General features: G+C 41.5%; 15 protein-coding genes and 1 pseudogene. 12 read left to right on the top strand and 4 right to left on the bottom strand.

From position 1 onward, the window contains the following. Positions 1-2 precede the first annotated feature (2 nt). Positions 3-1,301 carry an adenylosuccinate lyase gene (gene purB / locus RYL77_RS00440; RefSeq protein ID WP_315009016.1) on the top strand — a complete coding sequence of 433 codons (1,299 nt, stop codon included), beginning with the start codon at positions 3-5 and terminating at the stop codon, positions 1,299-1,301. A gap of 56 nt (positions 1,302-1,357) precedes the next feature. Here the strand turns inward: purB and strH are convergent, their stop codons facing one another. Continuing rightward, positions 1,358-4,903: an LPXTG-anchored beta-N-acetylhexosaminidase StrH gene (gene strH, locus RYL77_RS00435; RefSeq protein ID WP_315009014.1), complete on the bottom strand. Its 3,546-nt coding sequence runs from the start codon at positions 4,901-4,903 to the stop codon at positions 1,358-1,360. 406 nt (positions 4,904-5,309) lie between these two features. After that, entirely contained in the window at positions 5,310-6,026 is a 717-nt protein-coding gene (locus RYL77_RS00430; protein ID WP_102211133.1) for a GntR family transcriptional regulator, read from the bottom strand. A gap of 318 nt (positions 6,027-6,344) precedes the next feature. On the opposite strand from RYL77_RS00430, the gene RYL77_RS00425 reads away from it, so the two are divergent. The 10 genes and pseudogenes from RYL77_RS00425 to RYL77_RS00380 form a co-directional block, all read left to right on the top strand. Next, positions 6,345-8,132 (top strand): beta-galactosidase, encoded by a 1,788-nt coding sequence (locus RYL77_RS00425; protein ID WP_315009010.1) that lies wholly within the window; start codon positions 6,345-6,347, stop codon positions 8,130-8,132. Further along, a complete protein-coding gene (locus tag RYL77_RS00420; RefSeq protein WP_000156971.1) occupies positions 8,129-8,605 on the top strand; it encodes a PTS system mannose/fructose/N-acetylgalactosamine-transporter subunit IIB in 477 nt (158 codons plus the stop codon). Before RYL77_RS00425 ends, RYL77_RS00420 begins: the two co-directional genes overlap by 4 nt. 26 nt (positions 8,606-8,631) lie before the next feature. After that, on the top strand, positions 8,632-9,537 hold the full coding sequence (locus tag RYL77_RS00415) for a PTS mannose/fructose/sorbose/N-acetylgalactosamine transporter subunit IIC (RefSeq protein WP_315009008.1): 906 nt from the start codon (positions 8,632-8,634) through the stop codon (positions 9,535-9,537). Continuing rightward, positions 9,524-10,345, top strand: coding sequence for a PTS system mannose/fructose/sorbose family transporter subunit IID (locus RYL77_RS00410; protein ID WP_000185286.1), 822 nt, complete (start codon positions 9,524-9,526; stop codon positions 10,343-10,345). The genes RYL77_RS00415 and RYL77_RS00410 overlap by 14 nt, the downstream gene beginning before the upstream one ends. A gap of 3 nt (positions 10,346-10,348) precedes the next feature. Beyond that, entirely contained in the window at positions 10,349-10,753 is a 405-nt protein-coding gene (locus RYL77_RS00405; RefSeq protein WP_315009005.1) for a PTS sugar transporter subunit IIA, read from the top strand. Between the two features lie 252 nt (positions 10,754-11,005). After that, positions 11,006-12,172 carry an SIS domain-containing protein gene (locus tag RYL77_RS00400; RefSeq protein WP_315009003.1) on the top strand — a complete coding sequence of 389 codons (1,167 nt, stop codon included), beginning with the start codon at positions 11,006-11,008 and terminating at the stop codon, positions 12,170-12,172. A gap of 114 nt (positions 12,173-12,286) precedes the next feature. Continuing rightward, positions 12,287-13,324 carry an aldose epimerase family protein gene (locus RYL77_RS00395; protein WP_315009001.1) on the top strand — a complete coding sequence of 346 codons (1,038 nt, stop codon included), beginning with the start codon at positions 12,287-12,289 and terminating at the stop codon, positions 13,322-13,324. Positions 13,325-13,474: 150 nt separating this feature from the next. Beyond that, on the top strand, positions 13,475-14,671 hold the full coding sequence (locus RYL77_RS00390) for a CAP domain-containing protein (protein ID WP_315008999.1): 1,197 nt from the start codon (positions 13,475-13,477) through the stop codon (positions 14,669-14,671). A gap of 194 nt (positions 14,672-14,865) precedes the next feature. Then, complete coding sequence (locus tag RYL77_RS00385; protein ID WP_315008997.1) at positions 14,866-15,720, top strand: VOC family protein; 855 nt, start codon at positions 14,866-14,868, stop codon at positions 15,718-15,720. Between the two features lie 7 nt (positions 15,721-15,727). After that, positions 15,728-15,808: pseudogene (locus tag RYL77_RS00380) on the top strand (sugar O-acetyltransferase); the annotation flags it as partial. A 107-nt stretch (positions 15,809-15,915) separates the two neighbouring features. On the opposite strand, the gene RYL77_RS00375 reads toward RYL77_RS00380, so the two are convergent. Further along, positions 15,916-16,599: a DUF4956 domain-containing protein gene (locus tag RYL77_RS00375; protein ID WP_315008995.1), complete on the bottom strand. Its 684-nt coding sequence runs from the start codon at positions 16,597-16,599 to the stop codon at positions 15,916-15,918. Then, positions 16,592-17,368, bottom strand: a complete 777-nt coding sequence (locus RYL77_RS00370; RefSeq protein WP_315008994.1) for a polyphosphate polymerase domain-containing protein — start codon at positions 17,366-17,368, stop codon at positions 16,592-16,594. The genes RYL77_RS00375 and RYL77_RS00370 overlap by 8 nt, the downstream gene beginning before the upstream one ends. 229 nt (positions 17,369-17,597) lie before the next feature. Between RYL77_RS00370 and RYL77_RS00365 the strand changes: the two genes are divergently transcribed. Further along, the gene (locus RYL77_RS00365) at positions 17,598-18,836 is read left to right on the top strand and encodes a carbohydrate-binding domain-containing protein (protein ID WP_315008993.1); all 1,239 of its coding nucleotides are present in this window, start codon (positions 17,598-17,600) and stop codon (positions 18,834-18,836) included. The last annotated feature ends 170 nt before the right edge of the window (positions 18,837-19,006 follow it).

Below are 19,006 nucleotides of genomic sequence, written 5' to 3'. Positions count from 1 at the left end.
CAATGATCGACCGTTACTCTCGCCCTGAGATGGCGAACATTTGGAGTGAAGAAAATAAATACCGTGCTTGGCTTGAGGTGGAAATCTTGGCTGACGAGGCATGGGCTGAGTTGGGGGAAATCCCTAAGGAAGATGTGGCTTTGATTCGCGAGAAAGCGGATTTTGACATCGACCGTATTTTGGAAATCGAGCAGGAAACTCGCCACGATGTGGTTGCCTTCACGCGTGCGGTTTCTGAGACTCTTGGTGAAGAGCGCAAGTGGGTTCACTATGGGTTGACTTCTACCGACGTGGTGGATACTGCCTACGGTTACCTCTACAAGCAGGCCAACGACATCATCCGTCGTGACCTTGAAAATTTCACCAACATCATCGCTGATAAGGCTAAGGAGTACAAGTTCACCATCATGATGGGGCGTACCCACGGTGTGCACGCTGAGCCTACAACCTTTGGTCTTAAATTGGCGACTTGGTACAGCGAAATGAAGCGCAATATCGAGCGTTTCGAGCATGCGGCTGCTGGTGTGGAAGCTGGTAAGATTTCTGGTGCGGTTGGGAACTTTGCCAACATCCCACCATTTGTAGAGAAATATGTCTGCGACAAGCTTGGTATCCGTGCCCAAGAAATCTCTACACAGGTCCTTCCTCGTGACCTTCATGCTGAGTACTTTGCGGTTCTTGCTAGCATCGCGACTTCAATCGAGCGTATGGCGACTGAAATTCGCGGTTTGCAAAAATCTGAGCAACGCGAAGTGGAAGAATTCTTTGCCAAAGGACAAAAAGGTTCATCTGCTATGCCTCACAAACGTAACCCAATCGGTTCTGAAAATATGACTGGTCTGGCGCGTGTTATCCGTGGTCATATGCTTACGGCCTATGAGAACGTTGCTCTCTGGCACGAACGTGATATCTCTCACTCATCAGCTGAGCGTATTATCACACCAGATACGACCATTTTGATTGACTACATGCTCAACCGTTTTGGAAATATCGTCAAGAACTTGACGGTCTTCCCAGAAAACATGATCCGCAACATGAACTCGACTTTCGGTCTGATCTTTAGCCAACGTGCTATGTTGACCTTGATTGAAAAAGGCATGACGCGTGAGCAAGCCTATGACTTGGTGCAACCAAAAACAGCTTACTCTTGGGACAATCAAGTAGACTTTAAACCTCTTCTCGAAGCAGATCCAGAGGTGACATCACGCCTTACACAAGAGGAAATCGATGAAATTTTCAACCCTCTTTACTACACCAAACGAGTGGATGAAATCTTTGAACGTCTAGGACTGGGTGATTAATTAAAAAAATAAACAGCGAGCTTTAATCTCGCTGTTTATTTTTTTATTGAAAAGACTTAGTCTTCTTTTCTTTTAGTGAGTCCATAGACTGCTAGTGTGGCCATGAGTCCTGCGACTACTAGTCCTGCAGAATCGTGAGTTCCTGTTTCAGGAAGTTTTTTCTCTGTTGCTACAGGAGCTGGACCTTGAGGAAGATCTTTGCTTTCCTCAGCAGGAGCAGTTGATGGAGTTGGTTGGCTTGGGGTTTCTAGTTTTGGTTTTTCTTCAGCAATAGCGGCTTGTCTGTGTTCATCACCTACATGCGTTACCAGAGTTCCGACTTCAACTATTTGTGTAACGGCTTTCTGTGCTACGACACTATCTACAAGTGTTTTCACTTCCTTACCATCAACAGTGCTCACAGAGTAGAAGTTGCTACGATGTCCATTGATGCCCTTAGTAAGGACTTGTGTTTTTCCTTTGAGCAAGAGTGGATTTTCACGAGTCACTGTGGTAAATGGAATTTCTTCCTCTTGAACATCCAGTCTAGGTTTTACCTCAGTAGTTGGTGCAAGACCATTTTCATCCAGGCTTCCTGAGTGAGTTGCAGCTGGTTTGAGACCTAAGCGAGCAGCTCTTAGTTTGGCTACAAGTGTGTCAACTTTAGCTTGTTTATTACGGTTGAGGTTGTAATTTAGAGCTGTTTTAGCTGCACTTAGGGTGTCTAAGCTTTCCTTGCTGTATCCTTCTAAGTTTTCAGGAATTTGTGCGATTTCTTCGCGGAGAGCATTATAATTAGCACGGAAGTAGTCTTTGTTGTGATCTGCAAAGGTAGTCATAAGTTCAAAGATTTCTTCCTCCTTGTACTCAGCGCTTGGTCTATCTGCCCAGATAGCAAGCATACTGCCGACTGTTGGAAGATCTACTTCAGGATACTTGGTAGAAGCAAGTTGATTGAATGGAACTTTACCAGAATTTTCAACTGCTTTTGAAAGTGGATAAGCTTCGTCTGGTTTGTGATTGCCTAAAACATAGTACCAGTCTCCGTTGGTGTTGAGGAGTTTGTAGCCTTTGCTTGCTAGGTACTGAGGAGTTGCAAGATTGTAACCCCACCATCCTTTAGACCAGTAAGAGATGATGACATCCTTATCAAACTCAACATCATCCTTGTCTTCATAGTAGAAGCCATCGTTGAAGGCCATTGGTTGAAGACCTCTCTCTTTGGCCATGGCAGCGAGGGTGTTGGCATATTCGGCAAATTTGCCATAGAGTTGATACCATTTGAGGTAGTACCAGCCTTGGGCACTAGTCACGTCGTTAGCGTATTCGTCAGTACCAAAGTTGAAAATTTTTGTTTTACCTGCAAAGAAGTCCATGTATTTACCGATGAGGGCTTTTACAAAGTTCATCGCTTCTTCGTTTCTCAAGTCCATAGTTGTTTTGGAGACTTTGTCAAAGTGGGCTTGAGGATTTTTAATACCTAATTTTTCCATGGCAACCAGCATAGCATCCATGTGACCTGGACTGTTAATCGCTGGGATGAGACCGATGCCCTTGGATTTAGCGTATTCAATTAGGTCTGTCACTTCTGCCTGTGTAAGTGCAGTCCCGTTTGGATCATCGTAGTAAGCTTTTGTTCCTTGGATGATAGCATTTTTGACATCATCACTTGTATAGGTTTTTCCGTTGGCAGTGATGATCATATCATCGAGTAGGAAGCGAAGTCCGTCATTTCCTAGAAGGAGATGGACATCAGAATATCCGAGCTCACTAGCCTTATATACGATGCGTTTGAGCTGGTCAAGAGTAAAGTATTTGCGTCCAGCATCGATTGAGATTACCTTGTTTTTGGCAAGTTTTTCAACTTCACGTTTAGCATCTTCTTCTTTTTGAGCTTCTGGTGTGAAGGTCAAATTGCTGACTGCTTCTTGAAGTTTTGCAATTGCTTGGTCAATCGTGTCTTGTTGGGCACGGCTGAGGTTACTATCAAGCGAACGGATAGCTTTTGTCGCTTCATTAACTGCTGCGACGCTTTCTGCAGTATAACGGTTAAGGTCTTTGGGTACCTCGTTAAGTGCTTGTTCTGCAGACTCATAATCAGCTACGAAGTATTCAGCATTAGAATTTGCGAATTGACGCATGAGTTTGAAGAGGCGTGACGGTGAATAACGTGCAGATGGAGTGTCAGCCCAAGCAGCTACCATACCACCGATGAATGGAATAGTTGCACCGTCGGATTTTGGTACCGAAGTGATTGGAGTGTTCTTGATACCGTTTAAGCCTTGATCAAGGTTGTACCAACCTTGGCCATCTGCATTTCGCCCAAGAACATAGTACCAAGCATCGTTAGTGTTTAGGATTTGGTGACCTTTTTCTACTAGAAGTTTAGAAGAAGCGACGTCGTAACCTCCCCAACCACCAGTCCACATTGAAACGATGATATCTTTGTCAAAAGTTCCGAAGCTAGTATCACTATTATAGTAGATACCATCATTGAAGGCCATTGGTTTGAGGCCGTGCGACTTGACGATGTGAGCAAGATCATTAGCGTAAGTGATGAATTTACTATATTTTCCTTTTGTTTGAAGGACAGTCCAACCTTTAGCGTTTGTTGCGTCATTGGCATATTCATCAAGTCCGATGTTGAATATTTCAGTCTTTTTCGAGAAATAAGCAGCATATTTATCGATAAGGGCTTTTGTAAAAGCGACTGCTTGTTCGTTGTCAAGATCTACAGTACGGGCTGATTCCTTCCCAAAATAGTTAAAGTTAGGGTTTTGGATTCCTAATTCTTTCATGGCATTGAGGATCGCATCCATGTGACCAGGACTATTTACTGTTGGGATGAGACCGATACCTTTATCTTTGGCATAGTTAATCAGATCTGTCATTTGACTTTCTGTTAAGTGATTACCGTTTGGATCGTTGTAATAATCATTTGTACCTTTTTCAATGGTACGTTTGACATCGTCACTCGTATAGGTCCTGCCGTTAGCTGTGATGCTCATATCGTCCAACATGAAGCGGAGCCCATCATTTCCAACTAATAGGTGTAAATCAGTGTAGCCATAATGTTTCGCTTTATCGATGATTTCCTTGAGCTGTTCTGGTGAGAAATATTTACGTCCAGCATCAATAGAAACAATTTTCTTTTTCGCTAGTTTTTCATTTCCTTGAGTGGCACGTTCAGTAGTCGGAGCGAGTACAGCAGGAGTAGCAGGCTCGTTTTTCTTCTCGGTATTGGCACTCTCTGCGCTTTTTTCCACTTGAGTTGCGCTTTCTGCTTCCATAGTGGGGGCTGGGCTGGCATGTTCTGTCACTATTGGTGCTACTGCATTTTCTGTTTTTGGAAGGACTGTGTTAACAGCCTCCTTTTCAGTTTTGACTTCATCTTTTACAGTTTTATCAGCTTGTTCTGCAAGTTTTTCTTTTTTATCTTGGATTGGTGCTTCTGATGTTTGTGGTCTATCCGGTACAGCTTGCAAAGTTTCAGGAGCTTTTGGTGCGGGTGTGAGTCCATCTGCAGATACGGCTTGAGCACTGAAGGTAAAGCCTATCAGTACAGAAGCTGCTCCGACCGCATACTTGCGGATTGAGAAACGCTGTTTCTTGTTTAGTTTCATGATAAAACCTCCTTGATACAACTATTTTGATAACGTTTACATAAAACCAATTTAATTTTATTATCTATATAGTAAAAAGTCAAATAAATTTATATAATAACTATAATAAACGGAGGAAATCATAAGATTTTGGAAATAGCAATTTGTATAAGAAGGTAAAATCAAGGAAAAATCAGTGATTTTTAACTTATTTTTAGTACAAGTGCTACAAATAAATATATTTATACTCTTCGAAAATCAAATTCAAACCACGTCAACGTCGCCTTGCCGTACTCAAGTACAGCCTGCGGCTAGTTTCCTAGTTTGCTCTTTGATTTTCATTGAGTATTAATAGCGTTTTCATAGTCGCTTTTTTGTGCTTTAATATATATAGAAAAGCCCAAGCGCTTAGGCTCAGGCTTTCTTCTTAGTGATCACGATCACATGAAATGAATTTGATCTTGTAGTAATCCGCTCGTTTATAAGTTTCGCTGTATGCAAGAACTTGACCAGTAGACTCTAGCTTAGTAGTCTTGGTTTGTAAGACGGTTGGGAATTGCTCATCAACTCCGAGGACTGAAGCCGCATGTTCTGGAGTTGGAAATGCTATTTCATTGATTTCTTCAAAATGTTCATCATTCATGTGAATGTGGTAATCCAATTTGAAACGGTTATAGATAGAGCTATAATATTCAAGATTTGGATAATTTGCGTTGATGTATTGTTCTGGAATGTAAGATGTGTGGTAGATGTATGCGACACCATTTGTTTCGCGTACACGTTCAATCTTGTAGTAGAACTGATCACCACGTAGTCCAAGTTTTTCTAAGTAGTTTAATTTGTTGCCACGTTCAATAGAAAGGACAGTAACTTTATCATCTTTAGTTTCAAAAACTTCTACATCTGAAAACTCTACGAGTTTGTGTTTGCGTGCGCGTGAAACGAATGTACCCTTTCCTTGTTGACGGACAATATAGCCATCTTTGGCAAGGTCGTTTAAGGCGCGGACAACGGTTATAGAACTTACATCATACATTGCAATCAATTCTGCTTCAGTGTAGAATTTATCTCCACTGGCAAATTGGCCAGAAATGATTTTGTTCTTCAACTCATCTTTAATATATTGATACTTTGGAATTGCCATATTTTCACCTCGATTTTCCTTTTCCACTAAAAATTTTACCATAAAATTGAAAAGAATAGTAGACTTTTGAATAAAAAAATTAGAATAATAGGGTATAAGGTTAATTTACATCGAAATTAATAGAAAATCATACATTTTTATACATGGTTTTTAAAGGATACTATTATTATAAATTAGAGACTTTTATAAGTTTTTTGTGTAAAAGTTAGTTAAAAATGAAAAAAATTGTGAAAGCCTATTGACAAATGCAAAATATTGAGATATAGTTACTATATCAACAAATGAAAGCGCAAGCTTTAGTTGTTAGAAGGTAAAAATATGACACGATTTGAGATACGGGATGATTTCTATCTCGATGGAAAAGCATTTAAGATTTTATCTGGAGCCATTCATTATTTTAGAGTTCCTTCAGAGGATTGGTATCATTCGCTTTATAACTTGAAGGCTCTTGGTTTTAATACAGTAGAGACTTATGTAGCTTGGAATTTACATGAGCCTCGTGAAGGTGAGTTTAACTTTGAAGGTTCTCAGGATTTGGAGAGATTTCTCCAGATAGCACAAGATTTGGGCCTATATGCTATAGTTCGTCCGTCTCCCTTTATCTGTGCAGAATGGGAATTCGGTGGCTTACCAGCTTGGCTTTTAACCAAGAATATGCGAATTCGCTCATCCGACCCAGCCTATATTGAAGCTGTGAGTCGCTATTATGACCAACTCTTGCCAAGACTGGTTCCACATTTGTTGGATAATGGTGGCAATATTCTCATGATGCAGGTTGAAAATGAGTATGGTTCTTATGGAGAAGATAAGGTTTACTTGAGAGCCATTCGACAGTTGATGGAAGAGCGTGGCGTAACCTGTCCCCTCTTTACATCAGATGGTCCATGGCGAGCTACTCTGAAAGCGGGAACCTTAATTGAAGATGACCTCTTTGTAACAGGGAACTTTGGTTCTAAGGCTCCATATAACTTTTCACAGATGCAGGAATTCTTTGATGAGCATGGCAAGAAATGGCCTCTCATGTGTATGGAGTTCTGGGATGGCTGGTTCAATCGTTGGAAAGAACCGATTATCACACGGGATCCAAAAGAATTGGCAGATGCAGTTCGTGAGGTTTTGGAGCAAGGTTCCATCAATCTCTACATGTTCCATGGCGGTACAAACTTTGGTTTCATGAATGGTTGCTCGGCTCGAGGGACCTTGGATTTGCCACAAGTCACATCTTATGATTACGATGCCCTTCTGGATGAAGAAGGAAATCCAACTGCCAAGTACTTGGCAGTCAAGAAGATGATGGCGACACATTTCCCAGAGTATCCGCAGTTGGAACCGCTCTATAAGGAGAGTATGAAAGTAAATGCTATTCCATTAGCTGAAAAAGTTTCCTTGTTTGAAACCTTGGATAGCTTATCTAGTCCTGTAGAAAGCCTTTATCCTAAAAAGATGGAGGAGCTAGGACAAAGTTATGGCTACTTACTCTATCGAACAGAAACAAACTGGGATGCAGAAGAAGAGAGACTTCGTATCATTGATGGTCGAGATAGGGCTCAGCTTTATATCGATGGTCAGTGGGTTGAAACCCAATATCAAACCGAGATTGGGGAAGATATTTTTTATCAAGGTCAAAAGAAAGCGCTGTCTAGATTGGATATATTGATAGAAAATATGGGGCGTGTCAACTATGGGCACAAGTTCTTAGCGGATACGCAACGTAAGGGAATTCGGACAGGGGTTTGTAAGGATTTGCACTTCTTACTAAACTGGAAACACTATCCACTCCCACTGGATAATCCTGAGAAAATTGATTTTTCAAAAGGATGGACAGAAGGACAACCAGCCTTTTACGCTTATGACTTTACAGTCCAAGAGCCAAAAGATACTTACCTAGACTTGTCTGAGTTTGGTAAGGGAGTTGCCTTTGTCAATGGGCAGAATCTAGGACGTTTTTGGAACGTCGGCCCAACTCTCTCGCTTTATATTCCTCATAGCTATCTCAAGGAGGGTGCTAATCGCATCATTATCTTTGAAACAGAGGGTGAATATAAAGAAGAGATTCATTTAACTCGTAAACCTACACTAAAACACATAAAGGGGGAAAACTTATGACAATTGTAGGATGCCGTATCGATGGACGTTTGATCCACGGACAAGTAGCCAATCTATGGGCTGGAAAACTAAATGTTTCACGTATTATGGTTGTAGATGACGAAGTCGTCAACAACGACGTTGAAAAGAGTGGTTTGAAACTCGCGACACCACCAGGTGTGAAATTGAGTATTTTGCCAATTGAAAAAGCGGCAGCCAATATTCTTGCTGGAAAATACGATAGTCAACGTCTCTTTATCGTTGCTCGTAAACCAGACCGTTTCCTTGGTTTGGTAGAAGCAGGTGTACCACTTGAAACTCTCAATGTTGGGAATATGTCTCAAACACCAGAAACTCGCGCCATCACACGTTCAATCAACGTAGTGGACAAGGATGTGGAAGACTTCCACAAATTGGCAGAAAAAGGTGTTAAACTTACTGCTCAAATGGTTCCAAATGATCCAGTTTCAGACTTTTTGAGCTTATTAAAATAGGAAAAAATTTTTAGGAGGTCATTGTTATGATACAATGGTGGCAAATTTTACTTCTCACTTTGTACTCAGCTTATCAAATCTGTGATGAGTTGACAATCGTTTCATCTGCAGGTTCCCCTGTATTTGCTGGTTTCATTACTGGTTTGATCATGGGAGATGTGACAACTGGTTTGTTTATCGGTGGTAGCTTGCAGCTGTTCGTTCTTGGGGTTGGTACCTTCGGTGGTGCTTCTCGTATCGACGCAACTTCTGGTGCGGTTCTTGCGACAGCCTTCTCTGTTTCACAAGGTATCGATACAGCACTTGCGATTACAACAATCGCTGTGCCAGTAGCAGCTCTCTTGACTTACTTCGACGTTCTTGGTCGTATGACAACTACTTTCTTTGCTCACCGTGTGGATGCAGCAATCGAACGCTTTGACTATAAAGGTATTGAACGCAACTACTTGCTTGGTGCGATTCCTTGGGCTTTATCTCGTGCCCTTCCAGTCTTCTTTGCCCTTGCCTTTGGTGGTGCCTTTGTACAATCAGTTGTAGACTTCGTTAAAGAATACCAATGGGTTGCAGATGGTTTGACACTTGCAGGACGTATGCTTCCAGGTCTTGGATTTGCAATCTTGCTTCGTTACCTTCCAGTTAAACGTAACCTTCACTACCTTGCTATGGGATTTGGTTTGACAGCTATGTTGACTGTTCTTTACTCATACGTAACAGGTCTTGGTGGCGCTGTTGCTGGTATCGTAGGTACTCTACCTAAAGATGTTGCTGAAAAAATTGGTTTCGTGAACAACTTCAAAGGTTTGTCTATGATTGGTATCTCTATCGTAGGTATCTTCCTTGCAGTGCTTCACTTCAAAAATAGCCAAAAAGTAGCTGTAGCAGCACCTTCTACACCATCAGAAAGTGGGGAAATCGAAGATGACGAATTCTAATTACAAACTTACAAAAGAAGATTTTAATCAAATCAACAAACGTAGCTTGTTTACTTTCCAATTGGGTTGGAACTACGAACGTATGCAAGCTTCTGGTTACCTTTACATGATCTTGCCTCAATTGCGTAAAATGTATGGGGATGGAACTCCTGAATTGAAAGAAATGATGAAAGTTCATACTCAATTCTTCAATACTTCACCATTCTTCCATACTATTATCGCTGGTTTTGACCTTGCCATGGAAGAAAAAGATGGTGTGGGTTCAAAAGATGCCGTTAACGGTATCAAGACAGGTTTGATGGGACCATTCGCTCCTCTTGGAGATACAATCTTTGGTTCACTTGTACCTGCTATCATGGGATCTATCGCAGCAACTATGGCTATCGCTGGCCAACCATGGGGTATCTTCCTTTGGATTGCAGTTGCAGTAGCGTATGACATCTTCCGTTGGAAACAGTTGGAATTTGCTTACAAAGAAGGGGTTAACCTTATCAACAACATGCAAAGTACTTTGACAGCTTTGATTGACGCTGCATCTGTACTTGGTGTCTTCATGATGGGTGCTCTTGTAGCAACAATGATCAACTTTGAAATTTCTTATAAATTGCCAATCGGTGAAAAGATGATTGACTTCCAAGACATCTTGAACCAAATCTTCCCACGTTTGCTTCCAGCAATCTTTACTGCCTTTATCTTCTGGTTGCTTGGTAAGAAAGGTATGAACTCTACTAAAGCTATCGGTATTATTATCGTACTTGCTTTGGCTCTTTCTGCCTTTGGTAAATTTGTACTTGGAATGGGCGCATAATTTATGGCTAAATCATTAATTTTGGTGAGTCATGGTCGCTTCTGTGAAGAACTTAAAGGTAGCACTGAAATGATCATGGGTCCACAAGACAATATTCATGCAGTGGCTCTTCTTCCAGAAGACGGCCCAGAAGACTTTACTGCAAAATTTGAAGCTGCTATTGAAGGATTGGATGATTTCCTAGTCTTTGCGGATCTTCTTGGCGGTACACCATGTAATGTGGTAAGCCGTTTGATTATGGAAGGTCGTGATATTGACCTTTACGCAGGGATGAATCTTCCAATGGTGATTGAATTTATCAATGCGAGCCTTACAGGCGCAGATACGGACTACAAGAGCCGTGCTGCAGAAAGCATTGTGAAAGTTAATGACCTGTTAGCAGGCTTCGATGATGACGAAGATGAATAATACTCTTCGAAAATCTCTTTAAACCATACTAGCGTCGCCTTACCGTAGGTATATGTTACTGACTTCGTCAGTTCTATCTGCAACCTCAAAGCAGTGCTTTGAGCAGCCTGCGGCTAGTTTCCTAGTTTGCTCTTTGATTTTCATTGAGTATACGATGTGACAACGTGAAAATCGTTAGAGCATTTTATATAGAATATACATGGGAATGGGGCTTACTCCCATTCCCATATTTAATAGAAAAAGAGGAACTCAATGCTACATTACACAAAAGAAGACTTGATCGAATTGGGTGCAGAAATCACTACACGTGAAATCTACCAACAGCCTGATGTATGGAAAGAAGCTTTTGAATCTTATCAAGCAAAACGTGAAGAAATTGCAGCCTTCCTACAAGGGATTGCTGATAAACATGACTATATCAAGGTCATCTTGACAGGTGCTGGGACTTCTGCTTATGTGGGAGATACCTTGGTACCTTACTTTAAGGAAGTCTATGACGAACGCAAATGGAATTTCAATGCTATTGCGACAACAGATATCGTTGCCAATCCAGAAACTTATTTGAAAAAAGATGTGGCGACTGTCCTTGTATCCTTTGCTCGTAGTGGGAATTCGCCTGAAAGTGTGGCGACTGTTGATTTGGCCAAAGCCTTGGTGGATGAGCTTTATCAAGTGACGATTACTTGTGCAGCAGATGGGAAATTGGCTCTTCAAGCTCATGGAGATGACCGCAATCTCTTGCTTTTGCAACCAGCTGCTTCTAATGACGCTGGATTTGCCATGACTTCTAGCTTTACGTCTATGATGTTGACAGCTCTCTTGGTCTTTGATCCTACAGAATTTGCTGTGAAAGCTGAACGTTTTGAAGTTGTTTCTAGTCTTGCCCGTAAAGTTCTAGACAAGGCAGAAGATGTCAAAGAGCTTGTTGATTTAGACTTTAACCGTGTCATCTATCTAGGTGCTGGTCCATTCTTCGGACTTGCTCATGAAGCTCAGCTCAAGATTTTGGAACTGACTGCTGGTCAGGTTGCGACCATGTATGAAAGCCCAGTCGGCTTCCGTCACGGTCCAAAATCATTGATCAACGAAGATACCGTTGTTTTGGTCTTTGGTACAACAACAGACTACACTCGCAAGTACGATTTGGACTTGGTTCGTGAAGTGGCTGGTGACCGTATCGCTCGTCGTGTTGTGCTTTTGAGTGATCAAGCCTTTGGTCTTGAAAATGTCAAAGAAGTGGCCCTTGGTTGTGGCGGTGTCTTGAATGATATTTACCGTGTCTTCCCATACATCGTTTATGCCCAACTCTTTGCTCTATTGACTTCACTCAAGGTAGAAAATAAACCTGATACACCATCTCCTACAGGTACTGTAAACCGTGTAGTACAAGGTGTGATCATCCACGAATATCAAAAGTAAGCCAGTATTTATGAATTCTTGAAAGAGGATTTGTAAATTATCAGATAAACCATAGATTGTCAAGGTGCTTTCTATGGTTTGTTTGCTTGAGAGAAATAGTAAAAGGAGAACAGAATGAAAGCATACACAGAGCGTGTATTTGGAAATGTTGAGGGCAAGGATGTCTTGGCCTATCGATTTGAAACGGACGGCGGCTACCAGCTTGAGGTTATGACTTATGGTGCGACTATCTTGCGTTATGTTACACCTGACAAGGCTGGAAATTTTGCCAACGTTATCTTGGGATTTGATGACTTTGATAGCTATGTGGGCAATAGTCCCAAGCATGGAGCTAGCGTAGGTCCTGTGGCAGGCCGTATTGCAGGTGCGACCTTTGAGCTCAATGGCCAGACCTATGACCTTGAGGTTAATAATGCTAGCAACTGCAACCACAGTGGTTCAACAGGTTGGGATTCGAGCTTGTTTGAACTAGTTGAAGTGAGTGACTATGGCTTGACTCTCTATACAGAGCGTACAGATGGCACAGGAGGATTTCCTGGGAATCTCAAGATCTGGATCAGCTACCACTTGGAAGAAACTGGTGCTTACGAAATCAGCTACAAGGTGACGACAGATCAGGATACGCTGGTCAATCCAACTAACCACAGCTATTTCAACTTGTCTGGGGATTTCACGCAGACAGTTGACCGCCATGTCTTCCAATTAAACACAGAGGGGATTTACCCAATCGCTCCCGACGGTGTTCCTGCCAAAACTCCAGAGGCAAATCGTGATGCGGTTAAACACATCTACAATGGTGCTTTGTTGAAGGATATCTTTGCAGAAGAAGATGAGCAAATCCAGCTTGTATCAGGTTTAGATCATCCATTTGCTCTTCCTATAGGTCATGACAATGCTGGTTTCCTTTATGACCAAAACTCAGGTCGCTTTCTACTTTTCAAGACAGAGGCTCCTTGCTTTGTGGTCTACACAGCAAACTTTGTGGATGAAAGTGTCATCATAGGAGGTCAGTCAATGGTACAGCACAATGGAATTGCCCTTGAAGCGCAAGCTTTACCAGATGCCATTCACAGTGACCTCAGAGACCAAGTCATTCTCAAAGCCGGTCAAACCTTCACAAGTAAGACACGTTATGAGCTTGTTGTGAAATAAAGGAATGAAAGCTTCTACTCTTGCAGAATAGTGATGAGTTTTTAATAGAATAGTATTAGTAGAAACGGACAAAGAATAGGAAAATATGATATAATTATGTGTTGAGAAGTATTTATCAAGATACGATTCAAAAGATATAAGGAGTAAACAATGAAGAAAATTGTATTTGCCAGTGCCTTGGCCTTGACCTTGGCTGGAGCAGTTTTGACAACTGATGTTTTTGCGAATGACAGATTGGTGGCAACACAATCTATTAATGGTAAAAATGAAAATGTATTGACCTCAGAGGTGCTAAAACCTTCTAGTGGCAACGTTTTGGTCGGAATCAAGGGAGAATTTTTGACTCCAAACAAACAAGCTATTTTGGATGCGATTAATAAGATTCGTAAGGAAGCAGCTGATGAAGGTTTGGTAGATAAGTATGTCCCTGTTAAATGGTCTACTGATCTTGAGAAAACTGCTTTTGTACGCGCTACTGAGGTGTCAGTAGCTTTGAAACCTGAGCGTCTTTCTACTAAAGAAATCTGGACTGCTTTTCCATCTAGTAATAGTATAAGAGGAGAAGCTTTAGATGTGAACTATGAAGGTTTTCTAAAAGCAATTGAAAACTGGCATGCTGAGAAGGCGAATTATGTAGCGAAAAAGAAGGCTGGAACCTCTAAAGAATTTACAGGTTATTATGAGGTTTTGGTCAATTCTAAATTTACCTATGTGGGTCTCGCGGCCTTTAAAAATGCAGCCAGCTCTCAGCAAGTAGCAACGATTTCTCTAGCTTTAGGTGATGATGCATCTTCAGAAGAATTGGCTGGTGGCTATGGTTCTGCTATTCAATATACAGAAGTGACTGCATCAAATCTTTCAACCGTTAAAAGTAAAGCTACAGTTGTAGAAAAATCGTTGAAAGATTTTAGAACATCTACATCTAGTCAGTCTGGCTGGGTGCAATCTAATGGTAAATGGTATTTTTATGAGTCTGGTGATGTGAAGACAGGCTGGGTGAAAACAGGTGGTAAATGGTACTACTTGAATGATTTAGGTGTCATGCAGACTGGATTTGTAGAAGTTGATGGAACATGGTATTTCCTTGATAATTCAGGCGCGATGTTTACAGGCTGGGGAACAGATGGTAGCAGATGGTTCTACTTTGATGGCTCAGGAGCTATGAAGACAGGCTGGTATAAGGAAAATGGTACTTGGTATTATCTTGATCAATCAGGTATCATGAAGACAGGTTGGTTTAAAGTTGGTCAATACTGGTACTATGCATATGGTTCAGGAGCTTTGGCAGTCAGCACAACAACACCAGATGGTTACTATGTAAATGGCAATGGTGAGTGGGTAAACTAGGCTGAAAATAGTAAGTCATAGGTAAAGTATTCATCTTACTTAGTAAAAAGAATAAATGATAAGAAAGAGGTTGATGGAGAACATTGATCTCTTTTTGTTAGAATAGAGGCTTCAAGTTGTCTGGCTTGACTTTCTTGATGGGAATGATATAATAGTTGTAACAAAAAATATTACAACAGAAAAGAGGACTATTTATGACCTATGAATACAAGAGCCACATTTATTTGGCAGAGGTAGTTTTAAATGTAAAGGATTTGGCAAGTCAAACAGCCTTTTATCAGCAAGTTATTGGTTTAGAAATCTTATCTCAAACTGAGACAGAGGTAGTTCTAGGCCTGGGTGGAAAAGCCTTGGTACAGCTGATTCAAGCACAAGAGAGTGGAGAAGTAAGGGAACATTATGGCCTTTACCATCTGGCCATTCTCTTGCCGACACGAAAGGCTTTGGCTGATGTCTTGAAACACCTGACAGATTTACAGATTCCTCTTGTTGGCGGTGCAGATCACGGTTACAGTGAGGCTCTTTACTTGGAGGATTTGGAGGGGAATGGCATCGAGCTCTATCGAGATAAGCCAGTTTCCACATGGGATATTCGAGAAGATGGACGCATTATCGGGGTGACAGAGGCTCTTGCGGCGCAGGATATCTATGAGTTGGGGGAAAGAGTAGAGCCCTTTATCCTAGCAGAAGGTACGAGAATGGGGCATATCCATCTTTCCGTCAAGGATAGTCGAAAGTCCAGCCAGTTTTATCAAAAAGTGTTAGGACTAGAGGATAAATTCAGTGTGCCTAGTGCTAGTTGGATTGCGGCTGGAGATTATCATCATCATTTGGCAGTCAACGAATGGGGAGGAAAAAATCTGGCTCCGCGTAAGGCAGGTTTGCCAGGTTTAGCCTACTATGTCATTGAAGTCGCTCGTAAAGAAGAACTGTTAACGATTGCCCAGCGAGCGCAAGAAGTTGATGCACCAGTTAAGTGGCTGACATCTAGCCAGTTGGAAATCACAGATCCAGACGGAATCGTGACTCGTATTCGTTTAGCAAGATAGACAGGATGTGATCACCAAGTCCTTTGGCGACAACCTTGTCCTAGGTGGCAATCCTGCGCGCGTGATTAAGGAGATACCTGTAAAATAAAGCGATTGGTAAAAAGTTTTTAAGATAAGAAAAAGGCATCCTATCAAGTGTTTAAAAAACGTTGATAGGATGCCTTTTATAATAAATCAGGTTTTACGCTAGAAGTTCTACAAATTCTTTCTTTTCTTGGCATTTTTGGTCAGGGAAACCTGGTAAGTATCCTGTTCTTTAGTGAGATAATTGATGATTTGGAAGTCATCGGTTTGAGCCTTGAAATCCACTTCATAGACAGTGGTGACTTGTTCTCCATCATCGCTAGTATCAATCGAGATGAGGTCTAACTCAGTACAGAATTGTGTCAGCCCAGATTGGATAGTTTGAAGTTGCTTATCCTGGTTCGCAATTGTGATGGTCAATAGTCTGCGACGTTGGTGATTGCTCTTGCTTTGTTGCTTCTCTAAAAGAAGCCATACTGCTAAGATAAAGACAGTGAAGAGAACCGCTAGAGCTAGGTAGCCTGTCCCTGCTGCCAGCCCGATAATCATAGCAAGGAAGATAGCAATTAGTTCCCGTGAGCCACTGGTGGCTGAACGGAAACGAATGAGGCTAAAGGTTCCTGCAACAGCGATAGAGGTTCCTAGGCTGCCATTTACCAGAAAGATGACCAAGGTCATCAAGCAGGGGAGTAGGGTCAAACTAACAGCAAATTCCCGTGTATAGAGGGTACGGTGTTTGTAAGCCCAGGTCAGCGCCAAACCTAAAATCAGGCTGACCAAGAGAGCCAGAAAGAGCTGGATAGGATTGGCAGTAGCAGTTGTGTCGTTGAAAATAGAGTTGAAAAGATTAGACATAAGTAGTACCTACACTTTCTGTGCTTGGTCGTGGGCTATAGTCTAGCCCTTGAGACTTGTGGTAGGCGCAGCTGTATTTTGAAAATTTCTGCTCTACCAGTCCATATTGGTCGAGAATATCTTGTAGCCATTGGGGTTTTCTGCCCGGTGCTTTAATTTCCATGATGACAATGTCCTCGTTTAGTAGAGGAAAACCATCCTTTCCTGAGAATAAACTGACATTCTCATCACGATAGGTTAGATTTTGGTCAATGGTGACACGAATTTTATTGTAGGGAAATCCGCTAATTTCTTTCTTTTCTTTGAGAGAAAAACGGTCGTAGTAAATATACATACGAGGGATAATGGCTTGCTGATATTCCTCTTGGAGTTGCTGAATTTTTTCAATCATCATTCGGTCCTTGATACTGCTATCCAGCTGTCCCTTGGTCATAAACTGGGTGATAGACTGGGGAGTCGATAAGAGACGATATTTTCGTCCGACACCAGCTCTGTCCTTAGATTTGATTTCTAAAAATACCTGACTATCAGGCTGGACTTGACTGAGATAGGTTCGCATCCGAATCTTTTCTTTACGCTTAGTACCTTGACCATCCTCCTGAATCATATCAAATTGCTCTGTATCAAAGTAGATGTTGGAAATGGTCGAAGTTGGATAATCATCCTCGACGAGGTATGTTTTTAAGTCTTCTATTAAATCAGCCAAGTCAGTCTTGGCAACGACATATTTGGTTTCAATTCGTTTAAAGCATGTTTCAATTGGTTTCATAAATCTTGTCTCCTTTATCAAACTGTTTCAGCACACTATCTTATTAGAAGATATATGTGTCTGGGCAAGTTGGACTTGCTTGTGACTAGTCTAGGGAACTTTCCTAAAACTTTTGTTAAAGATAACTTAAATAAAACTGAACTTAAGAAAACTTTCAGAAAAAGTTTAGAGTTTTTTCAGACTTCCCCTGTAAACTAAGGTCAAGCTAAATGAAGGTGAGGAAAAAGGTATGAAATCAAAAAAATGGACTCTAATCTTAACCAGTTTAACAGCTTTGACCTTGATGACAGCTTGTGGGCAGTCAATGACCAAGTCAAGTACAACTGCAGCGGCAGATACTACTGCTATCACAACTTCAATTAAAAACAGTCAATCTTCTTACTTTACAGAAAAGGACTACGACACTTCTTATGATGAAAATACAGCCTCTAAGATTGAATTGTCAGGCTCATCTGCAAGTGTCTCTGGAGACGGTGTGACAGTTTCTGGCTCAACAGTGACTATCTCAAAAGCAGGTACCTATGTCATTTCTGGTCAGTCTGACGGTGTGCAAATTAAAATCGCAGCTGATAAGTCTGATGATGTGAAACTTGTTCTCAAAGGTGCAAGCATGACCAATACAGATGCAGCTATTTCGGCTACAAGCGCAGGTCATGTCTACCTCAGTTTAGCAGAAGGGACAACAAACAGTCTCTCAGACTCAAGCTCTAACAGTGATGAAAAGGCAAATGCCGCTCTCTTTTCAAAGGTTGATTTGACCATCAATGGCTCAGGTACTCTTACTGTAGATGGCAAGAAAAGCAATGCTATCAAGGCTAACGACACCCTCCACATCACGGGTGGAACCTTTAACATCACATCAGTTGGCGATGCCTTTAATGTCAATGATGAACTCAACATCACTGGTACAACCATGACCATCGATGCCAAGGAAGATGGTGTTAAAGTTGATAATGATGACGATATGACTGTCGGAAATATGTATTTGGCTAACAATACCATAACAGTCACAGCAGGAGATGACGGTATTCACGCTTCTGGCAACCTAGTGATTGATAGCGGTACTTACACAGTCAAGAATGCGACTGAAGGAATTGAAGGAAAAGGCATTACGATCAATGGTGGTGATATCAATGTCTACTCGACAGATGATGGAGTCAATGCAGCTAATAAAAATGCCCAGCAAAGTGATATTTACTTTACTATGACAGGGGGCAATCTAACTGTAGAAGTCGGTCAAGGGGACACAGATCCAATTGACTCAAACGGGAATATCACGGTTACCGGTGGAACCATTAAATTGATAGGACAATCAGGGTTTGATTTTGATGGAACAGCGACTTACACAGGTGGGGATATCTACATCAACGGCGAAAAACAAACAGATATTGTCAATTCTATGCCTGGAGGCGGCGGACCAAATGGAGGTCCTCAGGGTGGCGGACCAGCCCTTGGCGGACGAGGATAAACAAAAAAGGATAGCATTCTAAGAGAAATGTTATCCTTTTTATATCGGTGATAGATTGATATATTACGAGTGATTTTACAATTGTAGCTTTCAAAGTTACAATTGTTAGGCTACCCGCCTTTGTTTACTGACTCAGTTCATTAGCCCCCTACTTGACACTCTGTCATCTT

The organism is uncultured Streptococcus sp. (genome assembly GCF_963516515.1).
Taxonomy (GTDB): Bacteria; Bacillota; Bacilli; order Lactobacillales; family Streptococcaceae; genus Streptococcus.
Note: the sequence above shows the minus strand (reverse complement) of the source record. Positions and strands in the feature narration are given on the sequence as shown.

Bases quoted from the DNA above. Each gene is read 5' to 3' on its own strand.
- RYL77_RS00375 (WP_315008995.1), bottom strand. From the start codon at position 16,599: ATGTCTAATCTTTTCAACTCTATTTTCAACGACACAACTGCTACTGCC.
- RYL77_RS00370 (WP_315008994.1), bottom strand. From the start codon at position 17,368: ATGAAACCAATTGAAACATGCTTTAAACGAATTGAAACCAAATATGTC.
- purB (WP_315009016.1), top strand. From the start codon at position 3: ATGATCGACCGTTACTCTCGCCCTGAGATGGCGAACATTTGGAGTGAA.
- RYL77_RS00430 (WP_102211133.1), bottom strand. From the start codon at position 6,026: ATGGCAATTCCAAAGTATCAATATATTAAAGATGAGTTGAAGAACAAA.
- RYL77_RS00400 (WP_315009003.1), top strand. From the start codon at position 11,006: ATGCTACATTACACAAAAGAAGACTTGATCGAATTGGGTGCAGAAATC.
- RYL77_RS00385 (WP_315008997.1), top strand. From the start codon at position 14,866: ATGACCTATGAATACAAGAGCCACATTTATTTGGCAGAGGTAGTTTTA.
- RYL77_RS00415 (WP_315009008.1), top strand. From the start codon at position 8,632: ATGATACAATGGTGGCAAATTTTACTTCTCACTTTGTACTCAGCTTAT.
- RYL77_RS00395 (WP_315009001.1), top strand. From the start codon at position 12,287: ATGAAAGCATACACAGAGCGTGTATTTGGAAATGTTGAGGGCAAGGAT.
- RYL77_RS00425 (WP_315009010.1), top strand. From the start codon at position 6,345: ATGACACGATTTGAGATACGGGATGATTTCTATCTCGATGGAAAAGCA.
- RYL77_RS00410 (WP_000185286.1), top strand. From the start codon at position 9,524: ATGACGAATTCTAATTACAAACTTACAAAAGAAGATTTTAATCAAATC.
- RYL77_RS00405 (WP_315009005.1), top strand. From the start codon at position 10,349: ATGGCTAAATCATTAATTTTGGTGAGTCATGGTCGCTTCTGTGAAGAA.
- RYL77_RS00365 (WP_315008993.1), top strand. From the start codon at position 17,598: ATGAAATCAAAAAAATGGACTCTAATCTTAACCAGTTTAACAGCTTTG.
- RYL77_RS00390 (WP_315008999.1), top strand. From the start codon at position 13,475: ATGAAGAAAATTGTATTTGCCAGTGCCTTGGCCTTGACCTTGGCTGGA.
- RYL77_RS00420 (WP_000156971.1), top strand. From the start codon at position 8,129: ATGACAATTGTAGGATGCCGTATCGATGGACGTTTGATCCACGGACAA.
- strH (WP_315009014.1), bottom strand. From the start codon at position 4,903: ATGAAACTAAACAAGAAACAGCGTTTCTCAATCCGCAAGTATGCGGTC.